Source organism: Streptomyces sp. NPDC059850, from assembly GCF_042731515.1.
Lineage (GTDB): Bacteria > Actinomycetota > Actinomycetes > Streptomycetales > Streptomycetaceae > Streptomyces.
Map to the genome: position 1 here is coordinate 56,535 of NZ_JBHWJI010000042.1, position 21,854 is coordinate 78,388.

At 70.8% G+C, this 21,854-nt stretch carries 18 protein-coding genes; 12 read left to right on the forward strand and 6 right to left on the reverse strand.

The genetic code is table 11. The features are described 5' to 3' along the window. Positions 1 to 46: 46 nt before the first annotated feature. The 3 genes from ACFV9T_RS29355 to ACFV9T_RS29365 form a co-directional block, all read right to left on the reverse strand. Positions 47 to 1,120 carry a DUF4429 domain-containing protein gene (locus ACFV9T_RS29355; protein ID WP_385445442.1) on the reverse strand — a complete coding sequence of 358 codons (1,074 nt, stop codon included), beginning with the start codon at positions 1,118 to 1,120 and terminating at the stop codon, positions 47 to 49. A gap of 97 nt (positions 1,121 to 1,217) precedes the next feature. Then, on the reverse strand, positions 1,218 to 2,423 hold the full coding sequence (locus tag ACFV9T_RS29360) for an alpha/beta hydrolase (protein WP_385445443.1): 1,206 nt from the start codon (positions 2,421 to 2,423) through the stop codon (positions 1,218 to 1,220). A gap of 124 nt (positions 2,424 to 2,547) precedes the next feature. After that, positions 2,548 to 3,207 carry a TetR family transcriptional regulator gene (locus ACFV9T_RS29365; protein WP_385445444.1) on the reverse strand — a complete coding sequence of 220 codons (660 nt, stop codon included), beginning with the start codon at positions 3,205 to 3,207 and terminating at the stop codon, positions 2,548 to 2,550. A 117-nt stretch (positions 3,208 to 3,324) separates the two neighbouring features. On the opposite strand from ACFV9T_RS29365, the gene ACFV9T_RS29370 reads away from it, so the two are divergent. Further along, positions 3,325 to 4,926: an MFS transporter gene (locus tag ACFV9T_RS29370; RefSeq protein ID WP_385445445.1), complete on the forward strand. Its 1,602-nt coding sequence runs from the start codon at positions 3,325 to 3,327 to the stop codon at positions 4,924 to 4,926. Between the two features lie 126 nt (positions 4,927 to 5,052). Next, positions 5,053 to 5,430: a peptidase inhibitor family I36 protein gene (locus tag ACFV9T_RS29375; protein ID WP_385445446.1), complete on the forward strand. Its 378-nt coding sequence runs from the start codon at positions 5,053 to 5,055 to the stop codon at positions 5,428 to 5,430. A gap of 797 nt (positions 5,431 to 6,227) precedes the next feature. Here the strand turns inward: ACFV9T_RS29375 and aceE are convergent. Next, positions 6,228 to 8,957 (reverse strand): pyruvate dehydrogenase (acetyl-transferring), homodimeric type, encoded by a 2,730-nt coding sequence (aceE, locus tag ACFV9T_RS29380; RefSeq protein ID WP_385445447.1) that lies wholly within the window; start codon positions 8,955 to 8,957, stop codon positions 6,228 to 6,230. A 493-nt stretch (positions 8,958 to 9,450) separates the two neighbouring features. Here aceE and ACFV9T_RS29385 point away from each other — a divergent pair, with 493 nt between their 5' ends. From ACFV9T_RS29385 to ACFV9T_RS29410, 6 genes are all read left to right on the forward strand, one after another. Further along, positions 9,451 to 9,891 carry a DUF3052 domain-containing protein gene (locus ACFV9T_RS29385; protein WP_014060347.1) on the forward strand — a complete coding sequence of 147 codons (441 nt, stop codon included), beginning with the start codon at positions 9,451 to 9,453 and terminating at the stop codon, positions 9,889 to 9,891. 109 nt (positions 9,892 to 10,000) lie between these two features. Beyond that, positions 10,001 to 10,459, forward strand: coding sequence for a peroxiredoxin (locus ACFV9T_RS29390; protein WP_385445448.1), 459 nt, complete (start codon positions 10,001 to 10,003; stop codon positions 10,457 to 10,459). A 102-nt stretch (positions 10,460 to 10,561) separates the two neighbouring features. Continuing rightward, positions 10,562 to 11,137 carry a TerD family protein gene (locus tag ACFV9T_RS29395; protein ID WP_385445449.1) on the forward strand — a complete coding sequence of 192 codons (576 nt, stop codon included), beginning with the start codon at positions 10,562 to 10,564 and terminating at the stop codon, positions 11,135 to 11,137. Positions 11,138 to 11,305: 168 nt separating this feature from the next. Then, on the forward strand, positions 11,306 to 11,881 hold the full coding sequence (locus tag ACFV9T_RS29400; protein WP_385445450.1) for a TerD family protein: 576 nt from the start codon (positions 11,306 to 11,308) through the stop codon (positions 11,879 to 11,881). A 51-nt stretch (positions 11,882 to 11,932) separates the two neighbouring features. After that, the gene (locus ACFV9T_RS29405) at positions 11,933 to 13,105 is read left to right on the forward strand and encodes a DUF475 domain-containing protein (RefSeq protein WP_385445451.1); all 1,173 of its coding nucleotides are present in this window, start codon (positions 11,933 to 11,935) and stop codon (positions 13,103 to 13,105) included. A gap of 136 nt (positions 13,106 to 13,241) precedes the next feature. Beyond that, positions 13,242 to 13,970 carry a Tellurium resistance gene (locus ACFV9T_RS29410; RefSeq protein WP_385445452.1) on the forward strand — a complete coding sequence of 243 codons (729 nt, stop codon included), beginning with the start codon at positions 13,242 to 13,244 and terminating at the stop codon, positions 13,968 to 13,970. A gap of 10 nt (positions 13,971 to 13,980) precedes the next feature. On the opposite strand, the gene ACFV9T_RS29415 is transcribed toward ACFV9T_RS29410, so the two are convergent. Further along, positions 13,981 to 15,042: a TerD family protein gene (locus ACFV9T_RS29415; protein ID WP_385445453.1), complete on the reverse strand. Its 1,062-nt coding sequence runs from the start codon at positions 15,040 to 15,042 to the stop codon at positions 13,981 to 13,983. 223 nt (positions 15,043 to 15,265) lie between these two features. Here ACFV9T_RS29415 and ACFV9T_RS29420 point away from each other — a divergent pair, with 223 nt between their 5' ends. The 4 genes from ACFV9T_RS29420 (at position 15,266) to ACFV9T_RS29435 (ending at position 21,087) form a co-directional block, all read left to right on the forward strand. Next, positions 15,266 to 16,453 carry an HpcH/HpaI aldolase/citrate lyase family protein gene (locus ACFV9T_RS29420; RefSeq protein WP_385445454.1) on the forward strand — a complete coding sequence of 396 codons (1,188 nt, stop codon included), beginning with the start codon at positions 15,266 to 15,268 and terminating at the stop codon, positions 16,451 to 16,453. Further along, on the forward strand, positions 16,450 to 19,407 hold the full coding sequence (locus ACFV9T_RS29425) for a phosphoribosyltransferase domain-containing protein (RefSeq protein ID WP_385445455.1): 2,958 nt from the start codon (positions 16,450 to 16,452) through the stop codon (positions 19,405 to 19,407). Before ACFV9T_RS29420 ends, ACFV9T_RS29425 begins: the two co-directional genes overlap by 4 nt. 34 nt (positions 19,408 to 19,441) lie before the next feature. Further along, on the forward strand, positions 19,442 to 20,302 hold the full coding sequence (locus ACFV9T_RS29430; protein ID WP_385445456.1) for an HAD family hydrolase: 861 nt from the start codon (positions 19,442 to 19,444) through the stop codon (positions 20,300 to 20,302). 170 nt (positions 20,303 to 20,472) lie between these two features. Beyond that, positions 20,473 to 21,087: an O-methyltransferase gene (locus ACFV9T_RS29435; RefSeq protein WP_385445478.1), complete on the forward strand. Its 615-nt coding sequence runs from the start codon at positions 20,473 to 20,475 to the stop codon at positions 21,085 to 21,087. Here ACFV9T_RS29435 and ACFV9T_RS29440 read toward each other — a convergent pair. Continuing rightward, the gene (locus ACFV9T_RS29440; RefSeq protein ID WP_385445457.1) at positions 21,062 to 21,847 is read right to left on the reverse strand and encodes a DUF4383 domain-containing protein; all 786 of its coding nucleotides are present in this window, start codon (positions 21,845 to 21,847) and stop codon (positions 21,062 to 21,064) included. The genes ACFV9T_RS29435 and ACFV9T_RS29440 overlap by 26 nt on opposite strands. Positions 21,848 to 21,854: the final 7 nt, after the last annotated feature.

A 21,854-nucleotide genomic window follows, 5' to 3' on the forward strand; every position in this document is an offset into this window, starting at 1 on the left:
GCTCATACCTGGGTAGGGGTGCCCCTCGCCTACAGCTCCGTCTCGGCTACAGCTCCGCCAGCAGCTCCGCCTTCTTCGCGCTGAACTCCTCGTCCGTCAGCAGCCCCGCCGTGTGCAGCTCGCCGAGGTGGCGGATGCGGTCGGCGATGTCGGCCGGGTCGCGGCGCGCCGGGGCCGTGGAGCGGGCCGGTGCCGGGGCGCCCTCGACACCGGGCGCGGGGGCGGACGCCCGTACGGCCTCCAGTACGGCGGCGGCGAACGGCAGGGACTCGTGGACGAGCCCGTAGCCCATCCCGAACACCACGGCCGCAGGGTCGTGGTCGGGGCGGCCCGCGGGCTCGTCCTCGGCGCCGCGCGGCACCAGCCGCAGATGGCCGTAGCCGCCGCCCTTGGGAGCCGAGCCCCGGGAGCCGGAGCCCTTGGCACCGGAGGTCCTTGAACCGGAGCCCTTGGCACCGGAGGTCCTGGCTCCGGCGGTCTTCGCGGCCGCCGGGCCCTGCCCGTCCGGCCCCCGCTCCTCCGCGTCCTCCGCCGGTGCCGCGCCCGAGGCCTTCGCGGCCGCGCCGCCCGAGCCCCGGTTCTCCGGCGAGCGCCACTCCACCCCGGCCAGCTCGTCGATCCGGAACCGCTGGTCCCCGGCCTTCCACTTCGTCGAGGACGCGCCGGTCCAGAACCAGCGGAACGACACCGCCTTGCCGTCGAAGGAGGCCTTGCCGTCGTACGCCTTGAAGGACAGCGGCGGCGGGGGCGCCGCCACCAGATGGGACTCGACGGCGCCCGCGCCGGGGCCGAGCACGCCGCGGATCTCCTCGGCGTAGTACTCGGCGAGGGACGCGCGCTCGGCGGGCAGCACCAGGCGGTACGGGTCGTACCCCTCCCGAAGCTGTCCGTCGGCGACGTCCATCAGCGGATCGGCGCCCGGTCTGGGCACCGCGCGCAGCACCACCGTTCCGCGTTTACCGGGAGTGAGATCGACCGCGGACAGCGCTTCGTAAGGGATGTGTCGTTCGCCGAGCGCCTGCAGCAGCTTCGGCGTGCGGATCCCCCGTTCGAAGCGGATGAGCACGGAGTCGGTGTCGAACTCCCAGACGGTCTGAAAACCGGCCAGCACATCACCCATGCGGCTCATCGTATGCGGCGGTGGCCCGCCCGTCCCCCCTTGAGCGCTACGCGCGTCAAACGTCTAGTCGAATGCCAGTACGTGCCGGTTCCGCGGGTCAGCTCAGTCCTTCGGTGCACGCGGCACCGTCCCCGCAGCTCACGTTCTTGATCCGGCCGACCCCGACCCGGGCGAAGTTGTCCAGGCTGGTGGTGCCGGGGTTGAAGTACCCGGCGTGTCCCTGGGCCCCGGCGGCCGACAGCACGCGGGCCCCGAAGCCGGAGGAGAGCGGATCGGCGCCGTGGCCGAGGCCGCCGACCTCCAGGTGCGGGATGTCCTGGATCCAGTCGCCGGAGTCCCGCATCGCCCACACCCGGCGGCCGGAGCCCAGGTCCGAGGCGCGGTCGGCGCGCATGCCGGGGCTCCCGGCCACCGCGATGTCGGTGACGCTGGACGGCAGGTCGCGGGCGGCGACCCCGCACACCACCGAGCCGTAGCTGTGGCACATCAGCGAGACGCGGGCCGCCTCGGGCAGCCCGCCCACGAGCGCCCGCAGCCGCAGCGCGCCCTGCGCGGCGAGCTTGCCGGTGGCCGCGTCCATGCCGATCCCGGCCGGTGAGGTGTAGTCGGCCCAGGCGATCACGGCCGTCTTGGTGTCCGGGGCCTGGGCGCGCTCGTTGTGATAGAGCGCACGGGCCATGCCGACCGTGGCGGTGTACGGGCGGTCGGACTTCTGGAAGGTCAGGATGTTGGTGTCCACCCCGGGGACGACGACCGAGACCCGGCGCGCCTGGGCGAGGTCACCGAAGACCTCGGCGGCCCGGCCGGGGCCCGAGGGGTCGAACGACAGGATCTGCCGCTGCCCGCTCAGCAGGTCCTCGTACCGGTGCATCCGCCGCCCGGCGTCATGGCGCCCGAGCGGCGTCAGCTCGCCGCTGTGCATCCGGCGCCGCTCGATGTCCCGGGCCTGGGTCAGCGCGATCCGGTTGGCGCGGTAGCGCAGCTGGGCCGGAGCGCCGTTGAGGTTGCCGACGACCAGCGGATAGCGGTGGACGAGACGGTCGCGCTGGGCCTTGGTGAGCGAATCCAGCCAGCGGCCGAGGAAGCGCGGCGACGCGTACGGGTCGGGCAGGGCGTGGCCGCCGAGGCTGCCGTGGCGCCAGGCGCTGACCGACGCGGAGAGCGGGTCCGAGGCTCCTCTGTGGCTCCGTATGGCCGTCCAGCCGGTGGTGGCGAGCAGGACGAACACCACCGCCAGGGCGAGCAGAGCGCGCCAGGCGGTGGAACCGGGGGAGGGAGAACCTAGCTCCGAGAAGGAAGTCACCGCGGGACACCCTAGGAGAAGCGCGCCCACAGGTGCCAAATGCCGTGACCTACATCACGTTTGAGGGCATGGAAATGACGGAAGCTTATGTCGGATTTGATGCCTTAAGTGACTCTTGTCGGTTTTACTGTCCGGTGCGCCAGTTCCTGGCGAGGGCCGGACCCACATGGTCCAGGTGAAACGCGGTGATATCCCGCAGGGCGTCCGTGGAGTCGTCGTCGCCCTGTCCCCACAGCTTCCCCGCGATCTGGATCACGCCGCCGAACATCGCGGTCAGCAGCCGCGGCCGGGGATCGACCGAAACGTCGAGGCCCTCGCGGCGGGCGATCTCCGAGGCGATCCGCTCCTCCAACTCCGCGGTGCGGCGCAGATGGACGGCGAGCAGCGCGGGCGTCGACTCGATCACCCGGTACATCCGCATGTGGAGTTCGGCCGGAACCAGCTCCTCCAGGGTGTCCCCGATGCTGCCCCACGCGTCGAGCACCGCGTTGCGCAGGGCGGCCAGCGGGGCCTCGTGGGCGGGGCGCGCGCACAGCGCGGCGAAGAAGTGCGACTCCGCCGAGTCCTGGGTGGCGAAGGCCACTTGCTCCTTGTTGGCGAAGTAGCGGAAGAACGTGCGCTGCGAGACGTCCACCGACTCCGCGATCTCGTCCACCGTCGTGTGGTCGTACCCCTGACAGGTGAACAGAACCAGTGCCGAGCGCACCAGGGCGCCGCGGGTCCGCTGCTTCTTGCGTTCGCGCAGTCCGGTCGGTGGTGGTGCCACCGCCTCGTCCGCTGTCACCTCTCGTGCTCGCTTTCTATCGCTTTTCGGCAGGCCACCTTACCTGTGGCCAACACGACAGAGACCAGCTGATGAATCAGTTTGTCAATTGTCAGACGCTGACATTAGCCTCCGAGCATGACGTCTGAGACCACCGTCGCCGATGCGGCGCCGGAACCTCCTATACCGGATCCCCCGAAGGGGCTGCGAGGACATCCCTGGCTGACGCTCCTCACCGTCGCGATCGGTGTGACGATGGTCGCCCTCGACGGCACGATCGTCGCCATCGCCAACCCGGCCATCCAGAAGGACCTCGGCGCCTCGCTCGCCGACGTCCAGTGGATCACCAACGGCTATCTCCTGGCCCTCGCGGTCGCACTGATCACCGCGGGCAAGTTGGGTGACCGATTCGGCCACCGGCAGACCTTCCTCATCGGCGTCGTGGGCTTCGCGGTCTCCTCCGCCGCGATCGGCTTCTCGAGCGATGTGGCGCTGGTCGTCGGCTTCCGGGTGCTGCAGGGCCTGTGCGGCGCGCTGCTGATGCCCGCGGCGCTCGGCCTGCTGCGGGCCACCTTCCCCACCGAGAAACTCAACATGGCGATCGGTATCTGGGGCGCCGTGATCGGCGCCTCCACCGCCGCCGGACCCATCGTCGGCGGGCTGCTCGTCGAGCACGTCAACTGGCAGTCCGTCTTCTTCATCAACCTGCCCGTGGGCATCCTCGCCCTCGTTCTCGGACTGATCATCCTGGTGGACCACCGGGCCGAGAACGCGCCGAGGTCCTTCGACGTCCCCGGCATCGTGCTGCTGTCCGGAGCCATGTTCTGCCTGATCTGGGCCCTCATCAAGGCCACCGACTGGCAGTGGGGAAGCGCCAAGACGCTGATGTTCCTCGGCGCCGCGGTCGCCCTCTTCGTGGTGTTCGTGCTCTGGGAGAACAAGACCCGCGAGCCGCTGCTGCCGATGTCCATCTTCCGCTCGGTGCCGCTGACGGCGGGGACCGTGCTGATGGTGCTCATGGCCTTCGGCTTCATGGGCGGGCTGTTCTTCGTCACCTTCTACCTGCAGAACGTGCACGGCATGTCCCCGGTCGACAGCGGTCTGCATCTGCTGCCGCTGACCGCCACGATGATCGTCTCCTCGCCGATCGCCGGCGGGCTGATCACCAAGTTCGGGCCGCGCGGGCCGCTGGTGGCGTCCATGGCGCTGACCGCCGTCTCCATGTTCGGGCTCTCCCAGCTGGAGGTCGGCACCGGCACGCTGGAGATGTCCATCTGGTTCGCCCTCCTCGGCTTCGGCCTCGGCCCCGTGATGGTCGGTGCCACCGAGGTCATCGTCGGCAACGCGCCGATCGAGCACGCCGGTGTCGCGGGCGGCCTCCAGCAGGCCGCCATGCAGGTCGGCGGCAGTCTCGGTACGGCCGTACTCGGCGCGGTCATGGCGGGCAAGGTGGACGACACCCTGCCGGACAAGTGGGCCAAGGCCGGGCTGCCGCCGCTGCGCGGGGACCAGGCGTCCCAGGCGGGCGACGCGGTCGCGGTCGGCATGCCGCCGGTGCCCCCGAAGGCTCCGGCGGAGATCGTCGGGAAGATCACGAGCGTCACGCATGACACGTTCGTGTCGGGGATGGGCCTCGCCTTCACCGTCGCCGCCGTCGTCTCGGCGGTCGCGGCGCTGGTCGCGGTGTTCACCAAGCGCGGTGAGAACGCGGAAGCGGGTGGCGGGGGCGTCCACATCTGACCCCGCGACCGACCCTCAGGGTCAAGCCCCCTATTCGGGTGGACCTTGATCGACCCCGTGGTGCGAACGGGAGCCGGCCGACAGGCTGGCTCCCGTTTCGTCTGTTCCACACGGGGAGTGATCCACATGCGCAAGATCCGCAAGACCATCCTGGCCACGGCGACCCTCGCCCTGGCCTGTGCCCTGACCCCTGCCGCCACCGTCTCCGCGGCCCCCGGACCCCGGCTCGGAAGCTGCGCCACCGGGCAGCTGTGCCTCTGGCACAAGGCGGCGTTCACGGGGGCGCGCCAGGTCCACGAACTGGCCGACACCGACATCGAGAGCTGCGTCCCCCTGCCACGCGGCGCCTCGGCGGCGTCCCTGGCCAACCGCACGGGGCGGCCCGTGACGGCCTACCAGAGCGCGGAATGCGCCGAGACCGGCGAATACCGCACCTACCCAACCGGCTCCTGGACCCCCGAAACGGCCTACCAGGTACGAGCCTTCAAGATCTGGGAGCGCTGACCCGGCGGGGCGGGGCCGGGCACTCTTCCCCACCCCGCCCCTTCCCGATACCAGGGGCCAGCCCCTGGACCCCGCGCTTCCCGCTCCGGGCGGGTGCGTGCTGGGTGGGGCTGGGTTTGTCGCCGGGGCCGCCGGTGTTCGATTTCAGGGGTCAGTCCCTGGACCCCGTGCTTCTCGCTCCGGGTGGGTGCGTGCTGGGTGGGGCTGGGTTTGTCGCCGGGGCCGCCGGTGTTCGATACCAGGGGCCAGTCCCCGGACAGCCGGGGACCTGGCGGGGCCAGGGGATCGGCCCCGGCGCCGCGGGACGGCAAAACGCCGGGTAGCGGTGGCGGTTGGGCGTGGCCGCCCGCGGGGCCGGGGTCGGCTCCCGGTCCCGCGATCCGGCGTCCCGCGATCCGGCGTCCCGCGATCCGGCGTCCCGTGATCCGGCGTGCCGCCTGGCGGGGGGCCCGCGTCCCGGCAAGCCGAAGCCGCCCGGGGCGCGCACCCAGCCCCGTCCCCGCCGGTCCGGGCGATAGCCGGAAGGCCCGGGATTGGCCCTGGCCACCAACAGGCGGGGTCCAGGGGCTGGCCCCTGGTATCGGGAAGGGGCGGGGTGGGGAACAAGGGCCCCGGCACGCACGCACCCGCTCCCGCGCGCCGCGGAGCTGCTAGCGGCCCGGGCGAGGGCCTTGCCACCGGCCTCCGGATCGTCCGGAAAGGGCGCCAACCGGCTGGATGGGTGCGGGAATGCGAAAGCGCCGGGGGCTGGAAGTTGTCCAGCCCCCGGCGCTTCGGATGTCGCCGTCGGGTGGCGGTTAGGCGTCGCCGCCTGCGGGGCCGGGGTCGGCTGCCGTTACGTCCAGGAGCTGGTAGCGGTCGATGGCCTGCTTCAGGAGCGAGCGGTCGACCTTGCCCTCCCTGGCCAGTTCCGTCAGCACACCCAGCACGATCGACTCGGCGTCGATGTGGAAGAAGCGCCGGGCCGCGCCGCGCGTGTCGGCGAAGCCGAAGCCGTCGGCGCCGAGCGACTGGTACGTGCCGGGGACCCAGCGGGCGATCTGGTCCGGGACCGCGCGCATCCAGTCGGAGACGGCGACCTTCGGGCCCTGCGCGTCGGCGAGCTTGCGGGTGACGAAGGGGACGCGCTGCTCCTCCTCCGGGTGGAGCAGGTTGTGCTCCTCGGTCTCCACCGCGTCGCGGCGCAGCTCGTTCCAGGAGGTGGCGGACCAGACGTCGGCGCGGACGTCCCAGTCCTCGGCCAGCATCCGCTGGGCCTCCAGGGCCCAAGGGACCGCGACGCCGGAGGCGAGGATCTGGGCCGGGTGGGTGCCCGACTCGCCCTGCCGGAAGCGGTGCAGGCCCTTGAGGATGCCCTCGCGGTCGACGTTCTCGGGCTCGGCCGGGTGGCGGGTCGGCTCGTTGTAGACGGTGAGGTAGTAGAAGACGTCCTCACTGTTCTCGCCGTACATCCGCCGCAGACCGTCCTGCACGATGTGGGCGATCTCGAAGCCGAACGCCGGGTCGTACGCGACGACGGCCGGGTTGGTCGAGGCCAGCAGCTGGGAGTGGCCGTCCGCGTGCTGGAGGCCCTCACCGGTCAGGGTCGTACGACCGGCGGTCGCGCCCAGGACGAAACCGCGTGCCAGCTGGTCGGCCATCTGCCAGAACTGGTCGCCGGTGCGCTGGAAGCCGAACATCGAGTAGAAGACGTAGACCGGGATCAGCGGCTCGCCATGCGTGGCGTACGCCGAACCGGCCGCGATCAGCGAGGCCGTACAGCCCGCCTCGGAGATGCCGTCGTGCAGCATCTGCCCGGTCGGCGACTCCTTGTAGGCGAGCAGCAGCTCACGGTCGACCGACTCGTACTGCTGGCCCAGCGGGTTGTAGATCTTGGCCGACGGGAAGAGCGAGTCCATGCCGAAGGTGCGGTACTCGTCGGGGGCGATCGGCACGAAGCGCTTGCCGATCTCCTTGTCCCGCATGAGGTCCTTCAGCAGCCGCACGAACGCCATGGTGGTGGCGATCTGCTGCTGGCCGGAGCCCTTCTTGACCGCCGCGTAGGCCTTCTCGCCGGGGAGCTGCAGCGGCTTCGCGCGCACGACGCGGGTCGGCGCGTAGCCGCCCAGCGCCTTGCGGCGGTCGTGCATGTACTGGATCTCCTCGGACTCCGGGCCCGGGTGGTAGTACGGCGGAACGCCGGACTCCAGCTCCTTGTCCGGGATCGGCAGGTGCAGCCGGTCGCGGAAGCCCTTGAGGTCGTCGACCGTCAGCTTCTTCATCTGGTGGGTCGCGTTGCGGCCCTCGAAGTTCGGGCCGAGCGTCCAGCCCTTGACGGTCTGGGCGAGGATCACGGTCGGCTGGCCCTTGTGGGCCTTGGCCGCCGAGTACGCCGCGTAGATCTTCTTGTGGTCGTGACCGCCGCGCCCCAGGTGCAGGATCTGGTCGTCGGTCATGTGCTCGACCATCTTGCGCAGCCGCTGGTCGTCACCGAAGAAGTGGTCGCGGATGTACGCGCCGGTCTCGGTGGCGTACGTCTGGAACTGACCGTCCGGCGTGGTGTTCAGCCGGTTGACCAGGAGGCCGTCGCGGTCCTGGGCGAGCAGCGGGTCCCAGGTGCGGTCCCACACCAGCTTGATCACGTTCCAGCCGGCGCCGCGGAACTGCGACTCCAGCTCCTGGATGACCTTGCCGTTCCCGCGCACCGGGCCGTCGAGCCGCTGCAGGTTGCAGTTGACGACGAAGGTCAGGTTGTCCAGGCCCTCGCGGGCGGCCAGGGAGAGCTGGCCGAGCGACTCGGGCTCGTCCATCTCGCCGTCGCCGAGGAACGCCCAGACATGGGAGTCGGAGGTGTCGGCGATGCCGCGCGCCTCCATGTAGCGGTTCATCCGGGCCTGGTAGATCGCGCCGAGCGGGCCGAGGCCCATCGAGACGGTCGGGAACTCCCAGAAGTCCGGCATCGACCGCGGGTGCGGATAGCTGGACAGCGCGTGACCGAGCTTGGACTTCTCCTGGCGGAATCCGTCCAGGTGGTCCTCGGACAGCCGGTCGAGCAGAAAGGCGCGGGCGTAGATACCGGGGGAGGCGTGACCCTGGAAGAAGATCTGGTCGCCGCTGTCCTGGTCCTTGCCGCGGAAGAAGTGGTTGAAGCCCACGTCGTACAGCGAGGCGGACGAGGCGAAGGTGGCGATGTGGCCGCCGACGCCGATGCCCGGGCGCTGGGCACGGGAGACCATCACCGCCGCGTTCCAGCGGGTCGCGTTCAGGACCTTGCGCTCGATCTCCTCGTTGCCGGGGAAGAACGGCTCGTCCTTGGTGGCGATGGTGTTGACGTAATCGGTGCTGCGCATCTCGGGCACGGCCACCCGCTTCTCGCGGGCGCGCTCGATCAGGCGAAGCATCAGGTAGCGGGCACGTTCCCGGCCTCGCTCATCGACGGCTGCGTCGAGCGAGTCGAGCCATTCCTGGGTCTCCTCGGGATCGAAGTCCGGGACCTGGCTGGGAAGGCCGCCAATGATGATCGGGTTGCGATCGGATCCGGAAGCCACGCTATTCCTTCGCTTTTCGGTCGTGCTGTGCACGCACATGGATTCGTGCTCTGCTGTCGCGCCGGTCTCCATCGTGTACCTCGGGTACGGGATACGTCACCTCTACCGATTGGTAACCAACACCTGGTGAGATGGGCGCTCACTGGGCCGGAACGGTACCGGTCGGCGTGCGGTCGGCGTCGCGACGGCCAAATCGCAACCTTAACCCCACGTCCGGGGGCACCTGCGTACGGCCGTTCGGCTCCGGGCGGCGTAGGGTGTCGATACACACACGTAAGCTGGGCATAACGGGGTAATCCGGGCAGCCGCGCGCCGTTCCGTGCCGTTCCTCCCTGATGGGAGTTGCGGCGACACGTCAACGTTTGGGCGGGATCGCTGGCCGGGTACTTGCGCGATCCGCCCGGCCCGTGTGGACTACGCCCCAATGCTTCGCGTACGCGCGCGGGGCGCTGCCAGACTCGAAGAGTGAACGAAAGATGACAGGAGGCAATCCGTGAGCGCGACCGCGGACCACGCGGAGGAGCGGACCAACCCTGCCGCGAGGCTGGGTTTCCAGCCCGAGCAGGTGGTCCAGGAGATCGGCTACGACGACGATGTCGACCAGGAGCTCCGCGAGTCCATCGAGGAGATCACCGGCCAGGAGCTCGTCGACGAGGAGTACGACGATGTGGCCGATGCCGTTGTGCTGTGGTTCCGGGAGGACGACGGCGATCTGACGGACGCGCTGGTGGACGCCATCCAGATGATCGACGACGGCGCACCGGTCTGGCTGCTGACGCCCAAGACCGGCCGTGACGGCTATGTCGAGCCGAGCGACATCAACGAGGCCGCGACCACCGCGGGCCTGTCCCAGACGAAGAGCTTCAACGCGGGCAAGGACTGGACCGGCAGCCGCCTGGTCACTCCGAAGGCCGCCCGTTCGGGCAAGCGCTGAGGCCGAAGGCCTCTCCACAACCGAGCCCCCCGCCGTTCCCTTTCGGTGGGGGGCTCGGCGCGTAGGGTGGGCGTGATCAGTCGATTTTTGATGCGAAGGGATGGCTCCCATGGCCATAGAGGTCGGTACGAAGGCTCCGGACTTCGAGCTGAAGAATCAGCACGGCGAGTCGGTCCGGCTCTCCGACTTCCGCGGCGAGAAGAACGTCGTTCTGCTCTTCTACCCGTTCGCCTTCACCGGTGTGTGCACCGGCGAGCTGTGCGCGCTCCGCGACGAGCTGCCGACGTTCGTCAATGACGACGTGCAGCTGCTCGCGGTCTCCAATGACTCGCCCTTCACGCTGCGCGTCTTCGCCGAGCAGGAGGGCCTGGAGTACCCGCTGCTGTCGGACTTCTGGCCGCACGGCGAGGCCAGCCGCGCCTACGGCGTCTTCGACGAGGACAAGGGCTGCGCGGTGCGCGGCACCTTCGTGATCGACAAGGAGGGCGTGGTCCGCTGGACGGTCGTCAACGGCCTGCCCGACGCCCGGGACCTGAACGACTACGCCAAGGCTCTCGAAAGCCTGTAACGAGCGGGAACCGCTCGCCAGGATCGATGCGTTGATCCTGATGGGAAACCTCATGGAGATAGGGGCACACCGTGCTCCTGACGAACCTTATTGGGAGGACTCGTGGGAGTCAGCCTCAGCAAGGGCGGCAACGTCTCGCTGACCAAGGAAGCCCCTAACCTGACCGCGGTGGTCGTCGGTCTGGGCTGGGACGCCCGCACCACCACGGGCACTGACTTCGACCTCGACGCCAGCGCCCTGCTGACCAACGCCGAGGGCAAGGTCGCCAACGACCAGAGCTTCGTGTTCTTCAACAACCTCAAGAGCCCCGACGGCTCAGTCGAGCACACCGGTGACAACATCACCGGTGAGGGCGAGGGCGATGACGAGCAGATCAAGGTGAACCTGGCCGGTGTCCCGGCCGAGGTCACCAAGATCGTCTTCCCGGTGTCGATCTACGACGCCGAGACCCGCCAGCAGAGCTTCGGCCAGGTGCGCAACGCGTTCATCCGCGTGGTGAACCAGGCCGACAACAATGAGCTGGCCCGCTACGACCTCTCCGAGGACGCCTCCACCGAGACCGCCATGGTCTTCGGCGAGCTGTACCGGAACGGGGCGGAGTGGAAGTTCCGTGCCATCGGTCAGGGATACGCCTCGGGGCTGCGTGGCATCGCGCAGGACTTCGGCGTCAACGTCTGAACCGGCCCTGGCGCCCGGCCGCAGGTCTTACGTCAAGCCTTACGTCGTAAGCCCTCGGCCGGGCGCGCCGGGCCGCCACGTCCGGCGCCGCACCCCTGCAGCAGAGCGGCGGGAGTGCGGCGCCGGATGCGCGTCGCACCGCGCACTACCCCGGGGAGGGACCAGATCATGGGCGTCACGCTCGCCAAGGGAGGCAATGTCTCCCTTTCCAAGGCCGCGCCGAATCTCACCCAGGTGCTCGTGGGCCTGGGCTGGGATGCGCGCTCCACCACCGGAGCACCGTTCGACCTCGACGCCAGCGCGCTGCTGTGCGAGTCGGGGCGGGTGCTCGGCGATGAGTACTTCATCTTCTACAACCACCTCAAGAGCCCCGAGGGCTCCGTGGAGCACACCGGCGACAACCTCACCGGTGAGGGCGACGGCGACGACGAGTCGCTGCTGATCGACCTCAGCAAGGTCCCGGAGCGGGTCGACAAGATCGTCTTCCCGGTCTCGATCCATGACGCCGACGCCAGGCGTCAGACGTTCGGACAGGTTAGCAACGCGTTTATCCGGGTGGTGAACCAGGCGGACGGCAATGAGCTGGCCCGCTACGACCTCTCCGAGGACGCTTCGGGCGAAACCGCGATGATCTTCGGCGAGGTTTACCGGTACAACGGCGAGTGGAAGTTCCGCGCGGTGGGACAGGGGTACGCGTCAGGGCTCCGGGGCATCGCTCTAGACTTCGGGGTCAACGTTTCGTAAAGCCGCGTACTAGGCGCGGGGGAGACCGTACGAAGAAGGATTGGGCTGTCAGTGATCCTCAAAACCTTTGGTTGGTCGTTCGCCGTCACGGCGGGTGGTCTGGCCTTGGCCGGCGTCCTCTGGGGGTGGAAGGGGCTCGCGATCGTCGGGATCCTCTCGATCCTGGAGATTTCGCTCTCATTCGACAACGCGGTCATCAACGCGGGCATTCTGCGCAAGATGAACGCCTTCTGGCAGAAGATCTTCCTGACGATCGGCATTCTCATCGCCGTCTTCGGCATGCGTCTGGTCTTCCCAGTGGTCATTGTCGCGATCACGGCGAAGCTGGGGCCGATCGAGGCCGTTGATCTCGCGATCAACGACAAGGAAAAGTACGAACACCTGGTGACGGCCGCCCACCCGTCGATCGCCGCCTTCGGCGGGATGTTCCTGCTGATGATCTTCCTCGACTTCATCTTCGAGGACCGCGACATCCGCTGGCTGGGCTGGCTGGAGAGGCCGCTGTCCAAGCTCGGCAAGCTGGAGACCTTCTCCGTCGTCGTCGCCCTGGCCGTGCTGCTGATCTCCGCCACCACCTTCGCCACCGACGTGGCCCACGGCGGCGGTGACAAGAGTTCGACGGTGCTGCTGGCCGGGGTCGCCGGTCTGATGACGTACTTGATCGTCGGCGGGGTCTCCGAGTTCTTCGAGAACAAGCTCGAAGAGGACGACGAGGACGACGAGGACGAAGACGGCGCGGACGAGAAGAAGCCCGCCGAGACCGCCCAGGCGAAGGGCGGTGAGCGCGGCAGCAGCGGCGCCACGGTGGTCGGCCTGGCCGGTAAGGCCGCGTTCTTCATGTTCCTCTACCTCGAGGTCATCGACGCCTCGTTCTCCTTCGACGGTGTGATCGGCGCCTTCGCGATCACCAACGACATCTTCGAGATGGCGCTGGGTCTGGGCATCGGCGCGATGTACATCCGTTCGCTGACGGTCTACCTGGTCCGCCAGGGCACCCTGGACGACTACGTCTACCTGGAGCACGGCGCGCACTACGCGATCGGCGCGCTGGCCGCCATCCTGCTGGTCACCATCAAGTACGAGATCAACGAGGTCATCACCGGCCTGGTGGGCGTCGCCCTCATCGGCGCCTCGTACTGGTCCTCGGTCGTCCGCAACCGCCGTGCGGGACACGGCGGCGGAGCCGGATCAGAGGAGAAAACGGAAGTCACGTCCGGAGTCTGACCTCCGGAGTGTGACGCACCGGCGTTTGAGGAACGCTCTCAGCGGGGCGGCCGAGGTCTACCGACCTCCCGGCCGCCCCGCTGCTCATGGAGCGGTGTTGAGGCAGTGGGAGCCACGAAGGGTGGGGGTGCGCACGATGGCGTTCTGGAGCAACTGGGGGCGGTCCGCGTGGCGCCGCGAGTTCGACAGCGGCGACGCGACCGGTGCGGTCGAACTGACCAAGCGGAATCCGAGCATCTCGCTGACCAAACAGGGCGCCGCCAGCGGCAACCTGCGGATCAACCTGTCCTGGCAGATGCGGACCTCGGACTTCAACGCCAAGGGGCCCAGTCTGCTGCGCCACCCGCTGCAGATGTTCAAGCCGCAGGTGGTGCAGGCCCAGGGGCCCGCCATGGTCAACGTCGACCTGGACCTGGCCGTCATGTACGAGCTGAAGAGCGGCGCCAAGGGCGTGGTCCAGCCGCTCGGCGACTTCTTCGGCAACCTCAACGAGGCGCCGTACGTCAAGCTCAGCGGGGATGACCGGTTCGGCTCCGGCATGGGCGAGACGATCTACATCAACCTGGACCACAAGGATGACATCAAGCGTCTGCTCGTCTTCGTCTATATCTACGACGGCACCCCCGCCTTCGACCGTACCCATGGCATGGTCACGCTCTTCCCCAGCAACGGCCCGCGGGTGGAGATCGCGCTCGACGAGCGGGCCCCGCAGGCCCGCTCCTGCGCCGTGGTCATGCTGGAGAACGTCAAGGGCGAGCTGGTCGTCCGCCGCGAGGTGAAGTACGTGTACGGCTTCCAGGCCGAGCTGGACCGGCTGTACGGGTGGGGCCTCCAGTGGGGCCGCGGCTACAAGTCGAAGGTGTAGCCGCGGCTCGCTAACGGCTCTGGAACTGAGGCCCCTGCGGCGGCAGGGTGAAGTTGGGGTCCGGGAACGGCATCGGCAGCGGCGGCGGGGGCGGCGGATCGGTCCGCTGCACCTGCTGCGGATAGCCGTACGCGGGCGGCTGCGGGTATCCGTACGACGGCTGCTGCGGGTAGCCGTACGCGGGCTGGGCGGGCTGCTGCGGGTAGGCCGCCGCCGGGGCGTGCGGGGGCGCCTGCGGGGGTGCCTGCGGCGGTACGGGAGGCTGCGGCGGCAGGTAGTAGTCGCCGTCGCCCGCCGCGCCGCCCGTGACGCCCGTGGTGGCGCCCTGCCCGGGGGAGTACGGCTGGGTCGCCTGCGGGTCCCAGGGGTCGGGCTGCGGCAGGGGCCGCGGGTGCGGCAGAGCGGCCGTCTCGGCCTGGCTGGGGGTCGGGCCCGGGTCCGCGGAGGGCAGGGGCTCGGGCATGGCGGCCTCCGGCTCCTCGGCGCCCCGGCCGGTGCGCCGGTTCCGTACCGAGTCCGGGCCCTCGCCGTCGTCCACCGAGATGCCGTACTCCGTGGCCAGGCCGACCAGCCCGGTGTCGTAGCCCTGCCCCAGCGCGCGGAACTTCCAGCTGTCCCCGCGCCGGTACAGCTCGCCGCAGATCAGCGCGGTCTCCTTGCCGGTCTCCGGGAGCACCGCGAAGATCGCCAGCGGCTCCTCGGCGGCCGACGGCGACGCGTCGTACAGCAGCAGGCTCAAGTCCCGGACCTGCCCGAAGGTCCCGCCGTCCGCCGAGGCCGCCAGCACCACCCGGTGCACCTCCGGCTCCAGCGCGGTCAGTTCGGCCTCGATGGTGTCCGTCAGCCCCTCGGGCGCCCGCTTCTTGGGCAGGTGCCGGACCAGCCCCGAGGGGTGCCGTGGCTGGTTGTAGAAGACGAAGTCCTCGTCCGAGCGCACGCGGTCGTCCCCGTTGAGCAGCAGGGCCGAGGCGTCGACGTCCGGTACGTCCGTGCCGGGGGTCCAGCGCAGCACCGCGCGTATGGCCGTGGCCTCGAGCGGGATGTTCGATCCCTTCAGCATCGCGTGCGTCATGGCCGTAATCCTGCCCTCCCGCCCGGTGCCCAGACAACGCAGGGGGGCCGGGAAGTGCTGGTGGGATGCGGCGGGACGGGCATGCCGGATACCGGAGCGACGCGTAGGAGTTACGTGATTTTCACGGTCTTGGGGAACTTTTGACCAGCGCTCGGACGTACGATAATCGGCCACCCGAGGGTCGTGTGGCCCGGGTGGGGAAACCGGCAGTGCGGGGAGAAGCATGCGGCATTTTGGACATCTGCCGGACGAGGTGCGGACGCGTCTCTTCCATCAGCAGCCCGTCGAATTCTCGGTCGACTCACCGGCCCGGACCCTCGCCGTCGCACTCGGCGCCACCCTCTACAGTCCCGCCACCCGGCCCGCCCTCGCCGAGGACATCCTCAAACAGGCAGGTCGGGGCGTTGTCTCCATGGTGCTGTGCCTGGAGGACTCGATCCATGACGCCGAGGTGCCGGGCGCCGAGGAGAACCTCGTGCGGCAGTTCGCCGCCCTCGCCGAGCGCGGCGCGGTCACCGATCTGCCGCTGCTCTTCATCCGGGTGCGCACCCCCGAGCAGATCGTCGACCTCGTCAGGCGGCTCGGACCGGCCGTTCGGCTGCTGTCTGGATTCGTACTGCCCAAGTTCACCGAGGAGCGCGGCGTTCCGTTCCTGGAGGCGCTGATATCGGCCGAAAACCGTGAGGTGGCCGAGGTGTTGGGGAACCGGCGGCTGTACGCGATGCCGGTCCTGGAGTCGCCCGAGCTGATGCACCGCGAGACCCGCACCGAAACCCTCGCCGGGATCGGCCGGATCGTCGACAAATACCGGGAGCGGGTGCTGGCGCTGCGGCTCGGGGTGACCGACCTGTGCTCCGCGTACGCGCTGCGCCGGGCGCCCGACATGACCGCGTACGACGTCCAGCTCGTCGCCTCCGTCATCGGCGACGTGGTGAACATGCTCGGCCGGGCCGACGGCACCGGATTCATCGTCACCGGCCCGGTGTGGGAGTACTTCAAGCAGCACGAGCGCATGTTCAAGCCGCAACTCCGGCTCAGCCCCTTCTCCGGGCGGGCCGAATCGCTGCGCGCCGCGCTCATCGAGCACGACATGGACGGACTGCTGCGCGAGATCGAACTCGACCGGGCCAACGGGCTGCAGGGCAAGACCTGCATCCACCCCACCCATGTCGCCCCGGTGCACGCCCTGTCCGTCGTCAGCCACGAGGAGTTCAGCGACGCGGTGGACATCCTCGAACCCGAGCGCTGCGGGGGCGGTGTGCTGCGCTCCTCGTACACCAACAAAATGAACGAGGTGAAACCCCACCGGGCCTGGGCCGAACGGACCCTGCAGCGCGCCGAGGTCTTCGGCGTCGCCCGGGAGGATGTGAGCTTCGTGGAACTGCTGGCCGCCGGCCTGCGGACCGCATGAGAGGAATTGAGGCAGACAGCGTGGTGTGGTCGGGACAGTGGGTCGCGGACCGGCTCGGCGTACGGCTCGACGGCGACGAGCGGTTGCCCGGGCTGCTCGGGCTCGCGCTGCGGCGCAACCCCAAGCGGGCGCATCTGCTCGTGTCGAACGTGCTCGGCAAACACGTGCCCCAGCGGCCCGCCGCCGTCCACGGCGCGGGCGTGGCGCTCGGCGAGCGGGTGCGCGCCCTGCTGGGCGAGGAGGCGGCGGCCCGCGCCGTCGTCCTCGGCTACGCGGAGACGGCCACCGGCCTCGGCCACAGCGTCGCGGACGGCCTGGCCCTGGCCCCGTATCTGCACTCGACCCGCCGCCCGGTCACGGGCGTGCCCACGGTGGGCGGCTTCGAGGAGGAGCACAGCCACGCCACGTCCCATCTGCTGCTCCCGGAGGACCCCCGGCTGCTGTCCACGGACGGCCCGCTGGTCCTGGTGGACGACGAGTTCTCCACCGGCCGCACCGTCCTCAACACCATCGCCGCCCTCCACCGCCGCTTCCCCCGCGACCGCTACGTGGTGGTCGCCCTGGTCGACATGCGCTCCCCCGAGGACCGCGCCCACCTGGACGCCTTCGCGTCCGACCTGGGCGCGCGCGTGGACCTCGTCACCGCCGCGACCGGCACGGTCCACCTCCCCGACGACGTCCTGGAGCGCGGCCGAGCCCTGGTGGCGGCCCACGGCACGGAGGCGCCGGGCGCGCCCGCCGCGTCCCCGGCCGCCGGGGCCGCTCCGGCGACGGGCGGGTCTCAGGCCGCCGCCGAGCCCGAGCCGCCCAGGTTTGCCGGGTCGGCAGGGGCACGCCGGACGGACGGCGCCCCGGAGGCCGTACGGGTCGACCTGGGCTGGCCCGGAGGCCTCCCGGACGGCGGCCGCCACGGCTTCACCCCCGCCCACCGCACCCGCCTGGAAGCCGCGCTTCCGGCCATGGCGGCGCGTATCGCCGAGGCCCTGACCGCCGCCGGTCCGGCCCCGGCATCGCCGCACGGCGCCGAGCCGCGCCGCGCCCCGGCGGACGCGTCCGAGACGAGGCCGCGCTCGCCCGCCGCTGCCGCGCCGACCGCCGACCGCTCGGCGTCGGCCACCCCCGTCGCACCAGCCGAAGCGGTGAACGCCGCCGGGGCTCCCGCGCCGTCGGGGCGGGCGGACATCGCCCCGACGCCCGCGCCCGCCGGGGCGCCCGGGCGGGACGATGCCGCCCCGGCCGGGGCGGAGGTGGCAGACGCGCAGCCGGGCTCGGTGCCGCCCGCCGACCGCTCGGCGCCCGCGTCCGCCGGGGCCGTGGACGCCGCCGGGCCGCCGGACCGGAAACCCCTCGCCGCCACGCCGCGCAGCGTCCTCGTGCTGGGCTGCGAGGAGTTGATGTACGCGCCGCTGCGGATCGCCGGGGCGTTGGACGGCGCGCTCGACGGGGCCGAGGTGCGGTATTCGACCACCACGCGCTCGCCCGTGCTCGCCGTGGACGACCCCGGGTACGCGATCCGTACCGCGCTCACCTTCCCCGCCCATGACGCCCCCGCCGACGGGCCCGGGGCGCGCTACGCCTACAACGTGGCGCCCGGCGCCGACCCCGCGCGCCGCTTCGACGCGGTCGTCGCCGTCGTCGACTCGGCCGCCGACACCCCCGCGCTGCACGCCCCCGACGGGCTGCTCGCGCGGCTGGCCGCGCACACCGACCGGCTGCTGCTGGCCGTCGTCCCCTCGTACGTACCCACTCCCACCGCTCCAGCCCCCACCCCCGCTCCCGTCCCCGAACGACAGGCCCCCTTCATGCACCAACCGCCGCCCGAGCCCCTGCGCGGTCCCGCGTTCTCGTCCTACGCCGCCGCCGACGTCGGCTGGCTGCTCCAGGACTTCTCCCACGTCACCCTCGAAGCCCCCACCGAGGAGCGCGAGGAGGCGATCCAGAGCGGCGGGGCGCACTACGCCGAGTCGCTGCCCGTCGAGTACCAGCCCAGCGAGGACTACCAGGAGCTGTTCCGCGCCGCGCTCGACACCTCCGCCGCCCGCATCGCCCGCGCGGTCGGCACCGTCACCGAGACCGTGCTCGCCGAGCGCTCCCCGCGCCCCGTCCTCGTCTCGCTCGCCCGGGCCGGTACGCCGGTCGGCGTGCTGATGCGCCGCTGGGCGCGCCACGCCCACGGGCTCGACCTGCCGCACTACGCGATCTCCATCGTGCGCGGCCGTGGCATCGACACCGCCGCGCTGCGCTGGCTGGCCGACCACCACGACCCGGCCGACATCGTCTTCGTCGACGGCTGGACGGGCAAGGGCGCGATCACCCGCGAGCTGTCGGACGCCCTCGCCCCGTACCCCGGCTTCGACCCGCGGATCGCCGTCCTCGCCGACCCGGGCCGCTGTGTCGACACCTACGGCACCCGCGACGACTTCCTCGTCCCCTCCGCGTGCCTCAACTCGACCGTATCCGGGCTGATATCGCGCACCGTGCTGCGCGCCGACCTCGTCGGACCTGACGACTTCCACGGCGCGAAGTTCTACCGCGAGCTGTCCGGCGCCGACCTCTCCGGCGCCTTCCTCGACGCCATCACGGCCCGCTTCGCGGAGGTCGCCGACGACGTGGCGGCCGACGCGAAGGAGCTGGCCGCCGCCGACCGCACCCCGACCTGGGAGGGGTGGCGGGCCGTCGAGCGGATCAGCGAGGAGTACGGCATCCACGACGTCAACCTCGTCAAGCCGGGCGTCGGCGAGACGACGCGCGTGCTGCTGCGCCGCGTCCCGTGGAAGATCCTCGCCAAGCGGGGCGCGGGCGCGGACCTGGACCATGTGCGGCTGCTCGCCGAGCAGCGCGGTGTGCCGGTCGAAGAGACGGACGGCCTGCCGTACACCTGCGTGGGGCTGATCCACCCGCGCTACACACGAGGCGCCACGGGCGCGGACGGCAAGGCGGTGGCGTCCAGATGAACGTGACGATGACCTACTCCGCGGAGGCGGCCCGATGACCGTTCTGGTGGCAAGTGATCTCGACCGTACGCTGATCTACTCGGCGGCGGCGCTCGGCCTCACCATGCCCGACGCGGAGGCGCCCCGGCTGCTGTGCGTCGAGGTGTACGAGGGCAAGCCGCTGTCGTACGTCACGGAGACCGCGGCCGGGCTGCTCGCGGAGCTGGCCCGTACCGACGTCTTCGTACCGACGACCACCCGCACCCCCGAGCAGTACCGGCGGGTCCATCTCCCCGGCCCCGCCCCGCGCTTCGCGATCTGCGCGAACGGCGGCCATCTGCTCGTCGACGGCGAGTCCGACCCCGAGTGGCACGCGGGCGTACGCGGCGCCCTGGCCGACGCGTGCGCCCCCCTGGACGAGGTCCGCGCCCACCTCACCGCCACCGCCGACCCGGCGTGGCTACTCAAGGAGCGGGTCGCGGAGGACCTGTTCGCGTATCTCGTCGTGGAGCGGAAGCTGCTGCCCGACGAGTGGGTCAAGGAGCTGGCGGTGTGGGCGGAGCCGCGCGGCTGGACCGTCTCGCTCCAGGGCCGCAAGATCTACGCCGTACCGAAGCCGCTCACCAAGAGCGCGGCCGTCGCCGAGGTCAAGCGCCGCACGGGCGCGGACGAGGTGATCACCGCGGGCGACTCGTTCCTCGACGCCGACCTGCTGGCGGCCGCCGACCACGCCTGGCGCCCCGGCCACGGCGAACTGGCCACCGCGGGCTGGACGGCACCACAGGTCACGGCGGTGGAGGAGCAGGGCGTCGCGGCGGGCGAGGCGATCGCCCGCGCCCTGTCCGAACACGCCTCCCTGCACCGGGCGAAGGCCCGCCGCGAGGTCATCCGCGCCGTCTCCCGCGGCCGGGGCTGAGCAGCGCCGTCCGCCGCGCCGTCTGCCGCGCGGGGTACGGGGCGCGGCCCCGGCCCCCGCGCGGCCGTCCGCGCTACAGTCGAGCCGGAACTGGACCTGACTCGGACTGACGAAGGGGCCCCGTGGCCGAGAGCAAGAGCACCCCGATCACCAGCGAGTTGTACGGCTACATGCTGGCCCACAACCCGCCGCTCGACCCCGTGCAGCGCGAACTGGTCGACGTGACGCACGCGCGGCTGCCGGAGGTCGCCGGGATGCAGTCCGCCGAGGAACAGGGCCCGCTGCTGGCGTTCCTGGTCCGGCTGACCGGCGCCCGCCACATCGTGGAGGTCGGCACCTTCACCGGCTTCTCCGCGCTGTCCATGGCGCAGGCCCTGCCCGCCGACGGCACGCTGGTCGCCCTCGACGTATCGGACGAGTGGACGGCGTACGGGCGCGAGGCGTGGGCCAAGGCGGGGGTGGCCGACCGTATCGACCTGCGGATCGCGCCCGCCCTGGACTCGCTGCGCGCGATGCCCGCCGAACCGCACATCGACCTGGCCTACCTCGACGCGGACAAGGGCAACTACATCCCGTACTGGGAGGAGCTGGTGCCGCGGCTGAGCCCGGGCGGGCTGATCGTCGCGGACAACGTCTTCTACCACGGGGCCGTCGTCGACCCGGCGGCCTCCGGTGGCGGTGCGGCGATCAAGGAGTTCAACGACCATGTGGCGGCCGATGACCGCATGGAGGCGGTCATGCTCACGATCGCCGATGGCCTCACCCTGGCTCGTCGCCGGGGCTGACCTGCGGCGGTGCGGGGCGGTGGCGGCGGAGTCGGCGGCGCTTGGGGGTTTCCGTGTCGCCCGGCCCCCGGTCGAGCTTCCCCCACTTCCCGGGCGGCTGCTCGCTCTCTTCCTTGGTGCGGTCGGCGGCGTGGGTGCGGTCTACAGGCTCCTCGCCGCCCTCCCCGGCCCGTCGCCGGGCGGCCATGGCCTCGCGCGCCCGGGCCTCGCGCTGGGCCTGCTCGGGGTGGCGGGCGATCCAGTACGGGTTGTCATGCGGCAGTTTGCTGCTGACCCTCCCGTACATCCCGAACCACATCAGCATCAGGCCCACCACAAAGCTGAACAGCACGTTCTGCAGCCGGAAGGCCAGGAAGTTGAAGCTGGTCTCCAGCAGCGCGAGATTGACGAATCCGCTCAGCAGGAAGAGCAGCCCGAGCACCATATTGAGCGTCGAGGCGAAATTGCCGCCGATGACCATGCCGACGAAGAGCAGCACGCCGATGACGATGGACAGCACGCTCAGCGCGCCGTTGGTGTTCAGCTCGGCGACGGTGGCGCCGCCGGTGTCGAAGAACCCGATGTTGTCGGTCAGGCCGAGGATCCCGAAGGCGACCAGGACCAGCCCCATCAGCCCCGCGCCGATGCGGTAGACCCGGCTCAGCCGGTGGTCGACCGGCAGGTGTTCGTCCAGCTTGGTGTGCCCACCGATCCGCTCCGGAAAATGCCGCGCGGTGCCCGCGGGGTGCGGACCGATGGGGGAGGGGCGGCCAGTAGCCATGTCGGCC